The sequence below is a fragment of the Enterovibrio paralichthyis genome, assembly GCF_019209835.1.
Classification (GTDB): domain Bacteria; phylum Pseudomonadota; class Gammaproteobacteria; order Enterobacterales; family Vibrionaceae; genus Enterovibrio; species Enterovibrio paralichthyis.
Map to the genome: position 1 here is coordinate 45117 of NZ_JAHUTS010000025.1, position 17999 is coordinate 63115.

General features: G+C 46.0%; 14 protein-coding genes. 7 read left to right on the top strand and 7 right to left on the bottom strand.

The features are described 5' to 3' along the window. Nucleotides 1-4: 4 nt before the first annotated feature. From trbC to KU854_RS20690, 6 genes are all read left to right on the top strand, one after another. Nucleotides 5-832 (top strand): type-F conjugative transfer system pilin assembly protein TrbC, encoded by an 828-nt coding sequence (gene trbC, locus KU854_RS20665; protein ID WP_218360228.1) that lies wholly within the window; start codon nucleotides 5-7, stop codon nucleotides 830-832. A gap of 9 nt (nucleotides 833-841) precedes the next feature. Beyond that, entirely contained in the window at nucleotides 842-2464 is a 1623-nt protein-coding gene (locus KU854_RS20670; protein WP_218360229.1) for a conjugal transfer protein TraN, read from the top strand. Then, the gene (locus KU854_RS20675; protein ID WP_218360230.1) at nucleotides 2461-3657 is read left to right on the top strand and encodes a hypothetical protein; all 1197 of its coding nucleotides are present in this window, start codon (nucleotides 2461-2463) and stop codon (nucleotides 3655-3657) included. Before KU854_RS20670 ends, KU854_RS20675 begins: the two co-directional genes overlap by 4 nt. Before the next feature lie 112 nt (nucleotides 3658-3769). Continuing rightward, nucleotides 3770-4621, top strand: a complete 852-nt coding sequence (locus KU854_RS20680; RefSeq protein ID WP_218360231.1) for a conjugal transfer protein TraF — start codon at nucleotides 3770-3772, stop codon at nucleotides 4619-4621. Nucleotides 4622-4623: 2 nt separating this feature from the next. Then, on the top strand, nucleotides 4624-6090 hold the full coding sequence (locus tag KU854_RS20685) for a conjugal transfer protein TraH (RefSeq protein WP_218360232.1): 1467 nt from the start codon (nucleotides 4624-4626) through the stop codon (nucleotides 6088-6090). Nucleotides 6091-6101: 11 nt separating this feature from the next. Further along, nucleotides 6102-9347, top strand: coding sequence for a conjugal transfer protein TraG N-terminal domain-containing protein (locus tag KU854_RS20690; RefSeq protein ID WP_218360233.1), 3246 nt, complete (start codon nucleotides 6102-6104; stop codon nucleotides 9345-9347). A 53-nt stretch (nucleotides 9348-9400) separates the two neighbouring features. On the opposite strand, the gene KU854_RS20695 is transcribed toward KU854_RS20690, so the two are convergent. The 4 genes from KU854_RS20695 to KU854_RS20710 all read right to left on the bottom strand — a co-directional run bounded on the left by KU854_RS20695 (nucleotide 9401) and on the right by KU854_RS20710 (nucleotide 15760). After that, the gene (locus KU854_RS20695; protein ID WP_218360234.1) at nucleotides 9401-9688 is read right to left on the bottom strand and encodes a hypothetical protein; all 288 of its coding nucleotides are present in this window, start codon (nucleotides 9686-9688) and stop codon (nucleotides 9401-9403) included. 90 nt (nucleotides 9689-9778) lie between these two features. Next, nucleotides 9779-13162 (bottom strand): MobF family relaxase, encoded by a 3384-nt coding sequence (gene mobF / locus KU854_RS20700; RefSeq protein ID WP_218360235.1) that lies wholly within the window; start codon nucleotides 13160-13162, stop codon nucleotides 9779-9781. A gap of 11 nt (nucleotides 13163-13173) precedes the next feature. Beyond that, on the bottom strand, nucleotides 13174-15324 hold the full coding sequence (locus KU854_RS20705) for a type IV secretion system DNA-binding domain-containing protein (protein ID WP_218360236.1): 2151 nt from the start codon (nucleotides 15322-15324) through the stop codon (nucleotides 13174-13176). 1 nt (nucleotide 15325) lies between these two features. Next, nucleotides 15326-15760, bottom strand: coding sequence for a hypothetical protein (locus KU854_RS20710; protein WP_218360237.1), 435 nt, complete (start codon nucleotides 15758-15760; stop codon nucleotides 15326-15328). Between the two features lie 408 nt (nucleotides 15761-16168). Here KU854_RS20710 and KU854_RS20715 point away from each other — a divergent pair, with 408 nt between their 5' ends. Further along, a complete protein-coding gene (locus tag KU854_RS20715; RefSeq protein ID WP_218360238.1) occupies nucleotides 16169-16387 on the top strand; it encodes a hypothetical protein in 219 nt (72 codons plus the stop codon). Between the two features lie 14 nt (nucleotides 16388-16401). On the opposite strand, the gene KU854_RS20720 is transcribed toward KU854_RS20715, so the two are convergent. The 3 genes from KU854_RS20720 to KU854_RS20730 all read right to left on the bottom strand — a co-directional run bounded on the left by KU854_RS20720 (nucleotide 16402) and on the right by KU854_RS20730 (nucleotide 17651). Further along, entirely contained in the window at nucleotides 16402-16578 is a 177-nt protein-coding gene (locus KU854_RS20720) for a hypothetical protein (protein ID WP_218360239.1), read from the bottom strand. 447 nt (nucleotides 16579-17025) lie between these two features. Then, nucleotides 17026-17244 carry a hypothetical protein gene (locus KU854_RS20725; RefSeq protein WP_218360240.1) on the bottom strand — a complete coding sequence of 73 codons (219 nt, stop codon included), beginning with the start codon at nucleotides 17242-17244 and terminating at the stop codon, nucleotides 17026-17028. A 149-nt stretch (nucleotides 17245-17393) separates the two neighbouring features. Beyond that, nucleotides 17394-17651: an ArdC-like ssDNA-binding domain-containing protein gene (locus KU854_RS20730; protein ID WP_218360241.1), complete on the bottom strand. Its 258-nt coding sequence runs from the start codon at nucleotides 17649-17651 to the stop codon at nucleotides 17394-17396. Between the last annotated feature and the right edge of the window lie 348 nt (nucleotides 17652-17999).

A 17999-nucleotide genomic window follows, 5' to 3' on the forward strand; every position in this document is an offset into this window, starting at 1 on the left:
CAGCATGAAAAGACTTGTAGCCGCATTGGTACTCATACCTTTGCTAGCCAATGCCGAAATTGAAAGCTACAGAGACCAAGCTAATCACTTGGTCTCACAAATCGACACCGCCCCGCAAGCAGATGAAAACATTGCAGTACTGCAACAGGAACTGAACCAGGCCATCAGCCGCGAGGTAAGCGCCGCACAATCACTGATTACAGATGTGCAGCGCCGAAGTGAAAGCGAGGATGTGAAAGCTGCCGCCGCTCAATTGGTGAAAGAATCAGAAGCATACTTGGCGACCCAAACAGATTTTGGTAATGGGCCAACACCCGCAAGCGCAGGAAATGTTGATATTGCCGCCATGCTTCAAGAGTTAAGAGCGCCATCGATACAAAAGGCCAACTCAGAAGTGACCGATCCGCTTCCTGAATTAATGGTCTTTGTCACGTTATCTATGCCAGAACAGGCACTGGTGCAACTGGCAAAGCAAACCGCACGGGCGGGAGGCGAGATCTACATCCGAGGCTTTCACAATAACAGCCTAAAAGAGACGGTTACGTTTATGGAATGGCTTTCGAAAGAAAGCGGCGTAACCCTTGCCATTGACCCCACCATGTTTGAGCTATTCGAAGTTACCCGAGTACCAACCATCATTATGGCTGTTGAAGGCGTAAAGCCATGCGACGCAAAAGATCAATTATGTCGTCGGGATTTGCCTCTGCATGATCGAATGACGGGCAATACCTCCCTTCACTACGCATTGGAACAATTCACCTGGCGCGGCGATAGCTCAGACATTGCCATGAAGCATTTAACACGCCTCCAATCCGCAGACTGGAACGAATAAGGCCAGCGCATGAATCGACTAATGACCTTCTTTTTATATCTCCTGGTTGTGATGGCCTTACCAAGCAACGCCAATGAGGACATCAACGAAAAATGCCAGGTACAAGAGCGGGTATGTACCCAGGGTGCTGCGACAAAAAATATCAACGGGGTAGATATATATCGGCCCTGCTGGGAATACACCGCAGAGTACTACTGCCGGACGGGAACCTCTGTCGATACATGCGCAGGATTGGCTACTGCATGTATTAATACAAGCAGCCAGTGTAAGGTCAGTAACCCGAACGGTGATTGTGTGCTTTGGGAAAAGTTCTATACGTGTGGTGACAAAGTGCCCGCCAATGACCCTGCCATCTTCATTGATACCACCTACACCGTAGACAAAGACGAATTGAATAACGAACAGTGTCAGGATCTGGATGACAACCCCACCTGTGAGGTTACAAGCAATGTCTGCACCGAAGGGCCTGAAACCCGAAACATCAATGGAAAACCCATCTACAAAGATTGTTGGAAATGGGAAAAGCAATATACCTGCTACCTCGCATCGGTAGACAACTACTGTAAACCGCTGGAAACCATTTGTGAGGTAGTCGAAGAAGTCTGTGAAAAAACATTGGCGAATGGCGAATGTGCAAAGAGTCGATTCACCTATGATTGTTACGCACCACAGACAGAGAAAGACGGCATTATCTTCATCGATTCGCACCTGTCGATCATTAAAGATGAATGGGACACCGAAGAATGCGACCCGTTAGCGGATTCTTGTTTGCTCAATTCAAAGACATGTGGCGAGCCCGCAGAAACCCGCATCATTAACGGCCTCCCTGTTTATAAGGAATGCTGGCGTTATGACTACGAATACACCTGCAACTCTGGGGATGTTGTTTCCACCTGCGAAACCATTGACCAGGAACGTTGCAAGCTGACCGAAACACGCTGCATTTTGACTGCTCCGAATGGGGAATGTACCTCATGGGCCAAAAATTATACCTGCACCAACAAAGGCGATGACAGCACACAGATAAACTGCGCGGATCAAATTTTCTGCATCGGCCCTGATTGTTATGAAACAGGCTATGAACCCAACAGCGATTTTGGTGTTGCCGCTGCATACCTGAATGCCGCAATGGAAGCCGGAAACGAGTTTAACCCTGATTCTCTGAATGTGTTTTCAGGCGAAGTAAGTACCTGTAAACAGTACGCGCTATCCACCGTCGATTGTTGTGATGATAGTGGATGGGCTAATGGTTCTTTAGGCGGTTGCGCCAATGAAGACAAGGTACTCATTGAGCAAAGAGCGGATAGCCTTACCCACTACATAGGCACGTATTGCAGTCAGGAAATTCCTGTTATTGGCACCTGCGTCGTTCATAAACAAGTCTACTGCGCATACAACAGCATGCTTTCGCGCATTGTTATGGAAGGAGCCAAAGAACAGTTAAACCTAAGTTGGGGAACGGCGGAAAGTCCTGAGTGTGTAGGCATAACCCCCGAGCAATTGCAAAACGTAAGGTTTGATCTCATAGATTTTTCAGAATACATCGACCAATTCACAGCCGGTATTATCGAAAATGACGAACTGGTTGATCGCGTTGAAGAAGCGGTAAATGACCAAATGGGGGCTCAATGAATAGAATTGCTATAGCCATATTGTGTGCGACAGTAACCAATTTAGCCCTTGCCAGTCAGCAAGATGCCCGCTCTTGGTTAAGCAGTAGTGGCGTACAGGCCAAGTCAATCAATGACTTCAAAAACGCCACGCCAGAAACAGTACCTGGATATGAAGAAGCGCCGGACAACAGCAAGTACTATGGCGATTCCGACGCACTCAAAACCGATGGTTTCAGCCAGGCCCCTGACGACGAAGGCGCACAGCTTATCAATGGTATGTTGGCCCAGCCAGATCTGAGCGGTGAAGACTGGTTAGACGATGCCAACGCCATTACCCGAGACCCAACCAGCGTTACCGGCGATCTCGATATGGATTACTCAGATTGTGTGGAAGTAGAAACACCAGGGAATGAGTGGGAAACCGTACAAACCTGCACAGAATCAGAGCTACCAGAAACCATCGCCTGTAACGAAAATAAGGTGATAGAAGTCGATTCCACTTACCTCTATCAGTGCAACAAGGACAAGCAAACAGAGTTGCAGTACTGCAATGTTGGCCGCAACATTGATGTAACCCAGCACCATAACTATAAGTGTGAACAAGGGGAGCAAGCCAGATGGAAGCAATGTACCGAGACTCTTACCGTTGAAGTCACCTTTCCACCAGACATTGAATACCCATTGCTTATGAGTTGTAAGCCAGGAGAAACATTGAGTGGTACACAATGTATTGGTCAACCATCCTGGGTTACAACATACGTCTATTCACAACTGTACTGGACACTCAGGCTAGTGCAATACATTCCTTCTTCAAACAAAACAGATTACTACTGGGCAATAAGTACCGACCCAGGCAATAACACTCCTATTGGCAGACAATACTACTATAAGCGAGTAAGCGGAAATCACAGCGGGGAGATATGGCTTGATTTAATGCAGGTTAACAGCAGTTGGCAACCAGTTGTCATCAAGTCAAACGCCTTAAAAGTCAAAAGAGCGGCTTACTACGGTCAAGTCAATGGTTGGTTCCCATCAATGCATTACTACATATCAGCCCAACTAGGCTCACCTACAGTAAGCACCCCCACATATAGCTGCCCCCCAGAAACAACGTATGACCCAGACAGGGAGAAATGCCTACATGTTTGGGCCCCCGAGGATGCAACGATCACTGATACATGGCAAGAAACCTGTCAATACATTCAAAAGTAGACTCTCAAAAGGCGGTTAAAAAACCGCCTTTAACTTGCGCTGAAATTATCAATAATGCATATAATGTTGTTACTATTCCAATATAAAACAACGTTAATAACTAGGCGCTAATATGAAAAGTAGACTATTCAGCACGGCAATCGCTTTGGTGGTGTCATTCACGGCGCAAGCCGGAAATTCATATATAGAAATCGACGCAGACAACCAATGCGACATAGAGATCGGCTGGGCCTGGGACTGCCAACCAACAGTGCTAACCGAAGAATCAAAACCGAAAGCCAAAAAAGACCTCCCTCAAATTGTCGTCATCCAGCAAGCTGCGCCAGAACCCCCCAAGAAAGACCCAAACGACCCGCTTGTTTGGCTTGAAAAATACCAAGAAGAAGAACAACGGGCCCGCGCACGTATGCTTATGGAACCCAGCATGGAAACCGTTGAAGCATACCGTCGAGACTATTTTGAAGACACGATGGACAGAGGCACCCTGGTATCTGATTACTGGCGACGCATTGCATGGACAAACCCCGATCTGGATTACACCGCAGTCAGACCTGCCAATTTTCTTGGAAAACGCGAATTCGACATACAGCGAGAGAAAGCCCAAGAAGACACATTGAAGAAACTAAACGAGCGCTATGGGCTTTTCTTTGTCTTTGAGTCCACTTGTTCAAGCTGCCTCAAGTATGCCCCCGTGTTGGACAGTTTCGCGCAAAAGCATGGTTTACACGTAGAAGGTATATCGCGTGATGGAAAGCCACTACGCACCTGGACAGGCGATTGGAAGCGGGATGAGAACGGCGCTATCTATCGAATGGGAGTGGAAGAATACCCAAGCCCAATCACTGTTTTATTCGACTCAGAAACAGGAAAACCAATCCCTATCGGCGTGGGCGTGATGGCTCACGATGAACTGGCAAAAAGGATACATGTACTCACAGAAATACCCGTTGGAGAGGACTATTGAACATGACGAAAGTAAATCCTAACCGTAACCATACGGCCTTTCTTGAGTATATGAGAAAGGCCATTGTCGTTATAAGCAGTGCGGTGTTAATAAGTACATTGACGCTGATCCCCGTCGCCAATGCAGACATTAAATCAGACATGTCAGATTTTTTTTCGGGCACGATGAACACGACAGACCCCAACGTTTCATATAGCCAAATGGGGGGGAACTTCTCAGGCGGTAGCGCATACATGCGAACCCCAGTGAGAAATGTGACCCCCTTTCAGGTCAGCTTGCCGTCATTTAGCGGGGGCTGTAATGGTATCGATGCGTTTATGGGGGCCTTTTCGTTTATATCCAGCGAACAATTGGTGGCACTCGGGAAAGCTATTGCCAGTAACGCACCTGGTTTCGCCTTTGACCTTGCCGTTGGCACCCTATCCCCCCTTATCGCAGAGCAATATCAAAAACTTCGTGAAGTGGCGAACATGATCAACCAATTCCAGATCAACTCATGTGAACAGGCAGCAGCCGTTGTCGCCAATATCTGGCCCAATGAAGGGAACAAAAACGTACAGCGAAGTGTTTGCCAAACACTGGGCCAAAAGCGCGGGTTCTTCACCGATAGCGCCGCCGCAAAATACGAATGCGACAACATGGGTAAAGCGCCATCTATCGCAGGGCAAGCCGCTGCAGAGAACGAATTTGCTGACGTTCTCACGATGAACCAAAACTTGGTCTGGACAGCGCTAAGTTCGAGCAATGTGTTCAACGATATAAAAATGCGCCGAATGGTAATGACGCTGACAGGCACCATCATCAACAAAACACCGACAGGCGCGAATGAATCTCCGTGGATTGAAATGATAAGCCCGCAAGGGATAAACGATAACTGGCTTTCTACCTTTTTGCGTGGTGGTGATTTGAAAATTCATTCATGTGATACCGGCCAGGGTTGCCTTAACGTCAACCAGTTAGCAGATAAAATCACCATCAGTGAAGAAGAAAGTTTCAAAGGTCAGGTCGAGAAGATGATCACTGAAATGCGTCAGATTGCCGCAAGTAAGGATGAAGAACTCAGACCTGAACACATCAAATTCCTCAACTCAATCACGGTACCTATTTACAAGATGATCTTGGTTGATACCGCGTACTCACGTGGCGCAACCACATCAGCATTAAACCCAGAAGCCTACGCAGAGGTTGTTGCTATCGACTACTTGCATAGCTACGTGACGGGCCTGATAAATGCCACACAACAAGCCGTAACACAAAGGTACTCCGCAACAACATTGCCGCAAGTAGAAACTTGGCGCAATGAACTGAACACGCTACGGACGTTTATTACCCAGATGCAGTCGAAAACAAAAGATAACGTCAGTAAGCATGTCGAAATGATGGATCGCACCATGCAGCTTGAGCGAATGCTTGCCGGACAGCTAACGAATCAAGTCACATCCGCGTTTCAATTTACTCGCTCACTGTAAGGGGAATCACGATGGAGTTTGATATTTTCATCCCAGGTGGCGGCAGAGATATGGTCTATTACCTTAACGCCGTCGCCATGTATGCAAACGCAAATGGATTAGGACTTGCAGTTAAAATAGCCCTGGCCGTTGGCTGTCTTTATATGATGGCGTTAGCCGCCATTCAAAAAGCAAAAATGACCGACATATTTATCTATGTGTTGGGCGTTTTTGTCTTTACCTCAGTAGCCATTAACACAAGGGTGACCGCAAAGGTATATGACGAAGTGCATGCCGGTTATAACGGCATTCGTGTAGACAATGTTCCCCTTGGTTTAGCCGCCATACTCTCCATTACAACAAAAATGGAATATGCGGCCACACGAGGCACAGAAGCCGTATTCTCCACAGTTGGCGATCTCAAATACACGCAAACAGGCATGATTTTCGCGCAAGATATGATAATCAGGGCCAGCCGCGAAACCATTGTAGACAGTGAACTTAGAGACGCATTGAGCGCGTTTGTACAACAATGCGTTATGTATGATGTTCAACTGGGTCACTATTCCCTTAATGATCTCATGAATGCCGAAGATATATGGCAATTTATGAAGACCAATGCCAACAGTAAAAGCCGTGCATTCCAGTACAGAGGGGATTGGAAAACCTGTTTTTCAGGCACCCTTGACCTGGACACTGCCCTGACGCAAGAAACAGACAGTGCAGTACTGCAATTTGCTCGTCGTGCATTTCCAGAACAAGACGCAAACAAGGCCCGAGCATTAGTGTTCAGCATGCTCCCTATCACCCACGAACATATTATCGGAATCAGCAGAAGTGCCACTGATATTCTCAAACAAAACATGGTCATCAACTTGATGTACGATGCAGTTGAGAACTACAGCGCCAAAACAGACTCTGACGCAGCAATGAGTTCCTACATTAGTGCAAGAGCAGACTTGCAAACGATGTACACCAACTCAATCACCGGCGCTCAAACTGGAAAATGGCTGTCGTATTCACGAGTTGTATTTGTGCTGTTTCTATCAGGCTCTTTCGTCCTAATAGCCCCTTTTGCCACTCTGCCAGGGGGAATGAGTAAGTTTGTAAAAACGTATGCTGGCCTCTTTTTTATGATCAGCTTGTGGGGGCCGATGTATGCCATTTTAAATAGCATGATGACAAACAATGCAGTTGCAGAAACTCAAGCGATTGCAAGTGGCCTTTCTGCGTTAACCCAACCAGGCATTGTCAATGTGCAAGCAAGAATTGCCACCCAAGCCGCCCAATACGCGGGTTACATTCCGTATATTGCAATGGTTCTCACTGGAATTGGTGGCGCTATCGGCCACATGATCCAATCCAGTTTAGGCCCAGCCACTAATGCCGCGAGTAGTGTGGCTCAAGAAATCACGACGGGTAACATCAGTCTAGGAAACACAACTCAGGGCACACACGCTTTCAACTCAATGACGGGGAATACCTGGGACACAAGCGGCAGTTATCGCGGGTCGAGCATGTTCACCGGTATGGGAACAAACGGCATCCAACAAACGCAGTTTGGTAATGGCACCACGGCTTTTGACACATCGAATGCTTATAGCCGCCTCGAAAGCGCAAACCTGTTCAGCCGAAATGCAGTGTCAAATACGTTATCTGCAGAAGGTCAACGGATGATCGACGCTGGCAAATCAGAGTCAGCTCAATGGCAAGAGAGAAAAGGTGCAGCACTGCAAGGTTCGATCACCAATGCGGTGAACCAGTATGAAAACAGAAATACAGGGAACAACTGGCGTTACGGTGATGATTCTAAAGAATCAACGGCAGTGCGCAACCTTAACAACGTCGCAAAAGAATACTCCAAACAATTTGGAGTATCAGAAGAAGAAGCAAGGTCTCAAGTGCTGTCTGCCTATGCCTCATTTAAAGTAGGTGGAAGTATTGGCCCAATAGGAGCCGAAACCGGAGGGAGAGCAGAAGGATCGCAATCATCACGCACCGCAGAGACAGAATCACAAAACTGGATAGAGAAGCGCTTGCAGAGTGAAGAATTCTCAAAATCAATGGAGACTCTATTTAATGTTGGTAAAGATAGCAGCGCATCAGAAAGCAAAGGCACGGGTCTAGATGAACGTACATCGTTTGCAGAAAACTATGACATGGCAAATGCCCGAATTGATGAGGCAAACGCAAGAATAACGCAAGGTGAAAGCTACAAGCAGGCTGCAGCACAGATCGAAACATCCAACTTCGAACTAGGACAGAACCGTCAACAAGATTTTGTTAATTGGCTACAAGACCAAGGCTACAGCAGCACACAATTAAACCAATTGTTTACACCTGAAAAGCTCGATGAGATCAGGCCGTTGGCAGCTCAATATCTACGGCAGGAATCAGAGTCCCTATTCCAAGAATGGAAGGAAAAATACCAAGGACTGGATGATAAATACATCCCAACGAGCAGAGGCGCTGTTGAAAGTCAGCATCAGGACGACAAAGAAGGAATTAACAATGGTGACCCATCAGGAAAGCTAATGACAGCTCGCGCATTAACAGCCGACGCACGTGATATGGATGAGGTGGACACAACAGACACAAAGAAAGTTGTGGAATCAGTAATTACTACGTCACAAACAGAAATATCCGCTCAAAAACCAACCCCTATAGAAGATGAAAAGCCACCTACAGCAGACACTAAGGTTATTCAAGAAGAACATAAAGTTGCTGGCTATTTAACGGGTTCAAGCGGCGCAAGCACAGTAACCCGTACTGCCGTTGTAACATCTGAATCGCAGGATAGGAGTACAGAGCAGCAGAAAGTGGAGCCAGAAACCAAGACGCTGCGAGATCAGTTGTATGAACAATTAAGTAATACTCAGACCACCCGCACGGCCATGACTGAGCAGCCTTCCGGCACCAGCGAAGTGAACCAGGCGCAGACCACCCGCACGGCCATGACTGAGCAGCCTTCCGGCAGCAGCGAAGTGAACCAGGCGCAGACCACCCGCACGGCCATGACTGAGCAGCCTTCCGGCACCAGCGAAGTGAATCAGGCGCAGACCACCCGCACGGCCATGACTGAGCAGCCTTCCGCACAGATTCATCTTTCACAAGATTTGGTTAGTAAAGTCGCTAACCTGCAAATGCAGATAGACTCAAACAGGGGAGAAAAATTTGATGTGTTCGCTCCGCTAGAACAGCAAACGCCTGAACAACCCGCACCAGTAGAAGATCTGCCAAAACCAGAAATCAACACAGACGGATTAAAGAGAAGCTAAAACTAAGACAACAAAAAGCCCGCATAAGCGGGCTTTTTTTTCAACAACATAAACTAAGAATCATGTTTATTTGCATTAGACAGATCTAAAGACACTGCAGCGGATGAAATAGGCGCTTCAAAATATTCCATCGTAAACGACTTTTCACCGCCATTGCTTGAAGTGGCATTCCAATCTTTATTAGGCTTTTTAAATGACTGATAACAACATAAAGAGACAACCCCCCCCATAAGAGCGGGTAAGGCGCTTACAGTCAGCAATGCAACCAGAAACAACAAGCAAGCTAAGACCAACAAAAAACAAGCGAGGCCATTTGCACTTTTAGTAGCTGTATTTTTCATAACACCCCCTGTGAATATCTGTCTATATATACAGTATACACAAAACCGCTAATGAGTAAAACTTAACCACGAAATTGCAGTACTGCAATTCTATATATCCAAATCGAAATCATTCAGCTTTTGGTCATGGTCATGGTCATGCAAAGTGTCACTGTCGCCAATGTCATGTGAGTGTTCATCATTGAGTGAGTCGTCCATCACTCTATCGTTATTAATGTTATCGACACTCAGTTCATCCCATTCGTTAAAGCTACTCAAAAGCATGGTTGCATCCTTCTCACCAATACCTAAATCACTCAACATATCCTTCGCATCGGCTAGGCGTAGATCACCGTCTGCAAACTGCTGACAAATGGCATGCAAGCGCTCCGAGCTATCTCCCAGAAAAGGAAAATCACCCTCCGTCATTGAATGCGACTGGGTACCAGTCAATGAGGAAGACTTTTCGCCACTGATACGGGAATGCGCATCATCTATCGCATGCTCAAGGTCAATTCCCTTTTCAATATCAGCCACATCAACACCAATTTGCTGCAAATGCTGTTGAGCCTGATAGACATCCCCCTCACACGCAACGATCAAATCCAAATACACCTCCCGCATATCGGTACCGTTATCTAATGACTGTTGAACTTCAACAATCAAATCATGATCCAATGGCTTATCCGATATTTCATAGAGATCTAGGGCCTTGACGATATGACCTGGCTCTTTTTGGATCTGTTGTTCAAGTTTCACTGGATTGTCAGTAATAAGCGTTACATCGTCACGGGCCCGTGAAATCTGCACATAGAAGCTACGTTGTGTGGTAAGAAGTTTGTGCCAAGACTCTGCGACTGTAATAACGTTATCAACTGTCGCACCTTGCGCAGCATGAGTGGTGATCGCATGGCTGTAATCTAGGTGACGATTCTTTGGATCGGCCATATCAAGTTGTTTTTCTGAACCATCTTCCATTTTAAAAGTAATGGCCCCACTGGATTTATCTACCCCTATAACCTCTGCATTTTGCGAGTTAATAATCCCTCTTGGCTTATCGTTACGCACCCATCGGATCTCATCCCCCACCGCCAGTTCTCGCACTGTTTCTTTAAACACCTCCACAGCACGTTCACCCCGTGATGAAATCTCTTTTGGGTGTATCATTATCCGCTTATCGGGATCGTCGGTACCGGTCAAAATCAGGTAGCGTTCGCCGTCTACCATTGCTCTGTTTTCCGACACCGTGAAGTAGGTGTTACGAGCGATACCATGATGCTCACTTGGCGTATTGAAGCGCAAAACGTTTCCGATTTCATAGTTATGAGCATACCGCATAGCCGCATTGGTAAGCCCAGCCCCCTTAAACGTAGACACTTTTACACCATCAAGGGAAACCACCCCTTCTTCTTTCAAAAACTCCCTTACCCCTACGTTAACAGCCTCCCTAAGTTCGTTAGATGGCACCACTAACAGCGTATTCTCTCGCTTCTCAGTAGATAGGTTGCGATACTCATCAACAGCCTGCTTCGCCAGTGATTCGCGCATATCTTGCCTCGCGCCCACATAATCAAAAGGCTTATTACTTTGTTTTGCATCATCCATTTTTGCGTAAGTATCAGTACAAAGAGCGTTGGTTTTGACATTCACACCGGCCATCGATTTTCCAATTCGGCCACTGATCGCGTCATAGACTGCAGTTTTTAGAGACTCATTCCGTTGACGAATAATGTCAGTCATATTGCCATGCTCAATGTTTCTGTTGAGCATTTGTTCAAACGGGGCCCCCGCATCAACCGCACCTAACTGACGGTAATCCCCCATCTTCACTACCCTGGCATCAAGTGACTCAGCAATCCGCATTAATTTGTTCATGTCAGCCGATGAAATGAAAGAACTTTCATCAACCACCAACATTTGACGTTGGGTTTTACCAGACCGAATATCAGCAATGGTTTCTTGCTTTAATCGCTCTCCCTGTGTCACATCCAGCCTGTCACGATATTGACCAATAAATGAGGCAAGGGTATTGGAATCAATACCCGATTGAGTTTGAAGCTCTTTCGCGGCCTGGGCCGATGCAGAGAGACCAACCGTTTTATAACCGGCTTCCTCGAACACGACTTTAGCAGCTTTGGCCCAGTGAGTTTTACCCACGCCCGCCCAGCCTTGGTTCCCGACATACCTGTCATTGGAATTACTTACTTTCAGCAAAGTGTCAGCCTGGCTATTGTTGAGGGTGAACGTTTTTGCGATCTCGGCTGTCCTTTCTGAGGGCAAAAATGGGCCAAAGGAATTACGGCCTAACTCCATTCGCAAAAGGTTGTCATTCTCAAAAGCCACCGTTTCCCTTGTGGTTAACATCCCACGCTCAGCCTGATTCGGAGCAATTAAGAATTCATTTTTTTCAAGCACTTTAACCGCTGCTGCAATGTCTTTATCAAGCGCATATCCCACACAGTAGTTTCTCGCCTCCTGCACCAACTCTTTGCGGCTAAAACTACTTTCTCGCTGGGCCAATCCTTCTGCGGCAGATTGCACTGCTTCCAAGGCTTTCAATTCACTGACATCAGTGATCCCATTGGCTTTGATGGCTATGGATTCATCTACCAGCTTCGACAAATCCACCCCTATGTTCGCGGCACGCTCCTTCCAGACTTCGGTTTCCAGCGCTTTATCCATCGGAACCTTCTTGTCACGCGTTTGCAATGCAGCCCACTCTTTGTTCTTTGGCCCGTGCAAATTACGTTCTTCAAGCAAGTCTTTAATTGCCCTGGAACGGGTACTGAATTCCTGAATAAGATGATCAGGTACCCCAGCAATTTCGTACTCTGCATTTTGACCGCGTGACACTATGTTGTAACCAAGCTCATTAGATAGCTTGTTAGCAAGCAGCATAGAGTAATGTTCACCAAACCTTGCTTTGCTGTCGGCCCAGATATTTTCATTGGCGATAGACCGCCATTGCCCAGAATCAGTCATAGTCATATTGGCAATCACGGCATGAGTGTGCATACCAGGATCTTGAGCGCGAGTTGATGTATGAAAGAACGTAGCAATCGTCATATTGCCGGTGTTTTCTCTGACTTTAACGCCAGCTTGAGATATGCGCGTTTCTGCTGCAACCCGTTCAACCAAATCAAGAGTCTCTTTAACTGCAGCTTTATGCGCTTCAATGATTCTCGTATCGCCAAAGACTTGAGCCATAATCGCCACACTTTTAGGCGGCGAAAACGTTAGGTCAATGCCAGGACGGTGTTTTATTTCCCCATCGACAACGCGGCCAAGCTGGGTGCCGTCAGGGGCCCTGCCATCCAGAACGCGGGTAAAATCCTCACCTTTTACCGGCCCAGACAAACCTTGCAGCACTGCACCCTTTCCATGCCATTCAGACAGTTTTTCATGGCCTTCGCGGTTGCTTTCGTTGTAGTAATCATCCACTTCATAGTAACTCGACGCCGCACCGCTGCTGCCGATTGAATTGATTGACATCATAGCTGCACCCCTTACAAATCAAGATCAAAGTCATCGATTGCTGACGGCTTGCGCTGTTCCCGCTTCGCTGCATTTGCTGCCCCTTTCGCCGCTTCCACATCAACCACCCCCCGAGAAAGTGTTTTGACAGGCTTTATCGCTTGATCCATCGCTTCCGGCGACGGCAATAATTTTGGTTGTTCGCATTCAGAACCAGGTTTCGCGCTATCAACAACAGGAACTTTATTCTTTACGAGTGGTTTAGGTGACTTCTTAGTGGTTGCATCTTTACTATCTCGCCGCTGTTTCTCCAACGCACCTTGGCGAGCATTATTTGCAGCAATGTTATCTTGAATCATCTTGTCGAGATCTAACGGCATGTCAGAGATAACTAGCATGTCGCCAAGCGCCAGTTCTTCCAATGGTCTATCGATAAGGTCTTTGGCAATAGTGTCAGGCTCATGGTATGGAACGGAGAAGGGAGAAACTGGGAACATCCCGCCAGCTAACCGTATAAAGCCGTTAAGTGGCGGTACGATTGAGATAGCCGAAGGGGTTACGCAGGCTCTTTTGTCTTCCTTATATTTCAAGTTAGCGCCATCACGGTAGACACCCACACCGAACGAATACCCCTCATCAGGCATCAAAACCGTGTAAGAACCAAACTGTTCAGACGCATGTTTTACATTGGCCGGCTCAGTGCCAGGGTTGAACTGAATGCGTGTATTCAACAAACCAGAAACAGTCTGCGCCCCCGATGTTCCCCACACTTCTTCTAACTGCGAGTAAAGCTGCCACCCCAACACAAAAGAAAAACCAAACTGACGAAGTTCAGCCGCACCGCTTGTTAGTGCTGGCAGTTTATTGATCGACGGTAGCTCATCCATCATGACGAATAACCGCCGTGTTTTAGAGGGCGACAAACTCATACCGGCAACGATAGCGACGTTATAGAAAGTTGTGATCAGAGGTTTAAGCGTTGCGCTGTGCTCTCCTTTCACCGTGATAAAGATAAACCCACGACGCTCATCGTTCTTAACCCACTCAGTGATACTAAACAGCCGCGACTTATCCTGAATGCCCGTGTCTGGATCAACCAGTACGCCGTTATCCTTACAATAACCGAGGCACTTTATATATGTAGACATGACAGAGCGAATGCTTTCACCCGTTTTAGGGTTGTTCATATCTAATAATGCACCGGCCTCAGTTCCTTGTAACATCGCGGCCATTTCTTCCAACGTTGTACTATAGAGTTTCAAGAGCAATGGTCTCATGCGATATTCACGCGCTTGTGCAAAGCGCAAGGCCGTTTTAGAAAAAATAGTTCTCGCTGCCAGTGACCAATAAGGTTCTTGACCTTTAGGTAAAGGTATCATCGCTTCCGCAATAGCATCATAATGAGTTGCATCGGTAGCCTCAGCGTGAATATTCCAATCAGGAGACCGGCTATCGAGAGGGTTTAGAATAATGTCATTATCTGCGTTATAGAAATAACTAACAAACGCACGGGCTTTATCATAGATAATTGCCTTGTCATTATACCCCCTAATCTCTTTGACAAGCGGCAATATTGTTTGTGTTTTCCCCTGGCCTGTATTTCCGCTTATACCAATATGCTGCAACTCAGACCCATTATATAGGGGGATATCAAATATATGATAACGTTCAGTATATCCAATACGCTTATTTTCACTTCTGACCATATCAATCAATTGCTGCTGATTATCAAATGGCCTCAAACCGTCAATTACTCTTTCTTCTGCTAGCTTTTCTCCTTTCCTAGTTAAATAGGCATTAACGGAAAAAACAGATACCACCGAAATTAATAAGGCGACCAATAGAATCATATCAATCAGCGTACTAACTTTCTCATGTGCGCCTCTGACGTTTACACTGGAAATAATATCTTGCGGAAAAACTTTATATGCTGTTCCGTCAGGATATTTAAAATCAACTGGAATATGCGCCGCGTTAGATTCAACAGCCACCTCCGCAGAAATATACTCCCACCATAAATAACGCTCATAGTTATCAGTGAAAATAAAGAAGCAACACAACGACAACACCGTAACTATTGTCAAAGTTGGAATAAGTGACATCTTAATGTTCTGGCTAAACATAATAACTTGATTTTTGGCAACCTGACCGCCACGAATAAAGTCTTTCACTCCACCAGTCATATCAACCCCCAGATGAAAGTAGCTTATCATTCACAAGTCTATTCGCACTATCCCTCAAATCTCGATAAACATCATCGAACTCTAAACCCGAACTGTTGAGGTTGGGATTAGATAATACTTCCTCCAAAAGTCTTTTAGACATTGCATGATTCCTAAGAATAACCTTAGTCAATTCAATTAGAGCGCTGTCTGAAAAAAGAGACATGCTTGACTGTGGTGTATGTGTATTACTGGCATTTTCCAGGGAGCTAGTTACAGAGCCCGAAAGTAATTCCCTCTTTGTAAATCCACGCCCCTCCAACATTAAGCGGATGTCGATTGCTTCTCGTATCCAACTGCTGGCATTTTCATCACCGCATCGCTTCATGGAATCAGCCAATCCGCGAGCCCTAACCTCATCTAGCAACTTAACACTTATCGGCTTTTTTGCATTCATGGTAGTGCCCTCCAAGCTCCTAAAAATAAAGGATATGGTTAAAGATATAAGCAAGTGTAGGGCTGCAACGTAGTGTAGAAGTAGTGCTCACTAACAAACCATGTCATACACTGGTAGTGGTCTATACACACCGCCAGTACTGGAATAACCCGTGCAACAACCGTTGCGTAGGGTGTGTCCCTACCCTGCTCTTGGGACTATTATGCGACAAGGCGGATGGGTTTGCACATTTTTTGAGCGCCATTGTTGAAAACGATGAGCGAAAGCGTAACTGAAATGTAGGAAATGTGCGGCGATCCACAGTATGAGAAAAGTATGGGAAATCGGTGCGTAGTTGAGTGGTTTGTCATTGCTGATTAATAGTTCAGCGTCTAATATTTCAACACTGACTATACAAGGAGTAAGACAGTGGACGGAGAGAACAAAAACAACAATTGTCAGATTGGTGATATAACCCTTAATGCTCTAGATGATGTGGTTAAGCATTTTTTCAATAATGGGCAGAGTGTAGAGATTAAGAGTGGTGAACCCAACTATGAGGATAACGAAATAACGCAAGGCGTAACAATCATTGTTACGGATGACGAATATATAATCCCAAAGTGGAAGGGGAGCAAAAAAAGATAGGAGGCGCAAGCCTCCTATCTTTTTAGGAGACCAGCGAACAAACCAATGCCAGTGAAGAAGGTACCGATTGCCAAAAGACGGCGGCGCATTTTAATTGCAATAATTTCCTCCTCTAACTTCTCAATTTCCAATTCAAGTTTACGGCGCTCAAGGCGTTTCATTTCTTCTTGGTGACGTTTAGTTTTTAACATGGCGATTCTCCTGTAGTTACATCAAGGGAAATTCACCGGACTGAATAAAGTCAACACGCAGCGCTTGCGTCTGTGTTTACTTTATTCAGGGAGGTGAAAAAATTTCCCTGTAACTACAGGGGCCATGTTAAAAACTGGCAGCAAGAAAAAATGAAACGCACAAGCTCGAATGAAATGAGAGGTTGCAGACTGCGCTGCCGTTTTTTGGCAAGACTTAAATTCAACGCAGTAGGCTTTCAAAACTGCGGAGGTTAACCTATAAAAAGACAAGGTTCGATGCCTTGTCTTTTTATCCTGCGTCCCTGGATATTTTTTCACCATCCTGATTTTTCCCATCCCTGGTTTCAAAGATCAATTCTTCCCGATTTTTTGGCGTCGGGGTTGGCGCTTTGCGTCGCTGACAACCGTTGGTGCATATTCCATGATCACATGTTGGACAGGCCATCATTACCCCCAAAAAAAAGAAGAAATTGCAGTGCTGCAAAGTAAGTCATCTAGAATATCATTCTGCAAGAGACCATTACAAAAACCAAAATAGAATCCAATTCCAATTTCTGGATTTATTGTTTTGATGCTTTTTATAACTTCGATGATAAAATCTGAGAGGTTACTAGTTGCCATTAATGACAATTCAAGATCGCAGAGTTGGATAATTTGATAGTGCATAATCACCTCAATCAGTAATGGCCTAGCGCCTCAATATAATATTAAGTATAAACCAACAATCTCAGAATATCCAAAAAGATAAAATACAGAATACAAACAAGGCGCAAAAAAATGCCCGCGTGAATGCGGGCTAAACACTAAGGAGAGGATTAATAGAGGGGGATCGTTTGTTCAAAGTTAAAGACAATATGACCATTTCGGAGGCTGACTGGCCCGCCATGATTGAATAGTTCATCACACACCAGACACCCTTTCGAATCTGGTTTGATTTGGCGGCTGCAACGCCGCCAATCGAGCGCAGAAGCCCAACGGGGATCAGAGAAGCCCTGACGTATTGCTTCACGTTCTAGCCGCTCCTGGTTCGCCAGGGTAAACATAAAAGCCGTTCGCGCATCAATATGAGTCATGTTCTGTACCTCTATCAGTGATGGCCGTCGCCAATAACCCGCCCTACAGGGCGGGTTGGGTAAATCAATCTTCTACCGGCTCGGTGTGTTCAAAGTTAAACACACATAAATTTTTCACCACACGGCGCTTTTTGCTCTCGCCGTCTTCTCCTGAAACGGGGGCCGCGCTTGTAGCCTCATCCATTTTCTTTTCGCAGACCATCATGATTTTGCAGGCTTTAGCCTAATGCCAGTCAGTTAAGCTGACTGGCTTTCTTTTTATTGGGGTATTTCTTTGCCTTAGGCTTCACGGCTCTCGGGTATATTCGCTCTTCTCGCTTAATGGGCAACACATGATGTATCGCCTCC

Bases quoted from the DNA above. Each gene is read 5' to 3' on its own strand.
- KU854_RS20705 (WP_218360236.1), bottom strand. From the start codon at position 15,324: ATGACTGGTGGAGTGAAAGACTTTATTCGTGGCGGTCAGGTTGCCAAA.
- KU854_RS20680 (WP_218360231.1), top strand. From the start codon at position 3,770: ATGAAAAGTAGACTATTCAGCACGGCAATCGCTTTGGTGGTGTCATTC.
- mobF (WP_218360235.1), bottom strand. From the start codon at position 13,162: ATGATGTCAATCAATTCAATCGGCAGCAGCGGTGCGGCGTCGAGTTAC.
- KU854_RS20675 (WP_218360230.1), top strand. From the start codon at position 2,461: ATGAATAGAATTGCTATAGCCATATTGTGTGCGACAGTAACCAATTTA.
- KU854_RS20710 (WP_218360237.1), bottom strand. From the start codon at position 15,760: ATGAATGCAAAAAAGCCGATAAGTGTTAAGTTGCTAGATGAGGTTAGG.
- KU854_RS20670 (WP_218360229.1), top strand. From the start codon at position 842: ATGAATCGACTAATGACCTTCTTTTTATATCTCCTGGTTGTGATGGCC.
- KU854_RS20690 (WP_218360233.1), top strand. From the start codon at position 6,102: ATGGAGTTTGATATTTTCATCCCAGGTGGCGGCAGAGATATGGTCTAT.
- KU854_RS20695 (WP_218360234.1), bottom strand. From the start codon at position 9,688: ATGAAAAATACAGCTACTAAAAGTGCAAATGGCCTCGCTTGTTTTTTG.
- KU854_RS20730 (WP_218360241.1), bottom strand. From the start codon at position 17,651: ATGACTCATATTGATGCGCGAACGGCTTTTATGTTTACCCTGGCGAAC.
- KU854_RS20720 (WP_218360239.1), bottom strand. From the start codon at position 16,578: ATGTTAAAAACTAAACGTCACCAAGAAGAAATGAAACGCCTTGAGCGC.
- trbC (WP_218360228.1), top strand. From the start codon at position 5: ATGAAAAGACTTGTAGCCGCATTGGTACTCATACCTTTGCTAGCCAAT.
- KU854_RS20685 (WP_218360232.1), top strand. From the start codon at position 4,624: ATGACGAAAGTAAATCCTAACCGTAACCATACGGCCTTTCTTGAGTAT.
- KU854_RS20725 (WP_218360240.1), bottom strand. From the start codon at position 17,244: ATGCACTATCAAATTATCCAACTCTGCGATCTTGAATTGTCATTAATG.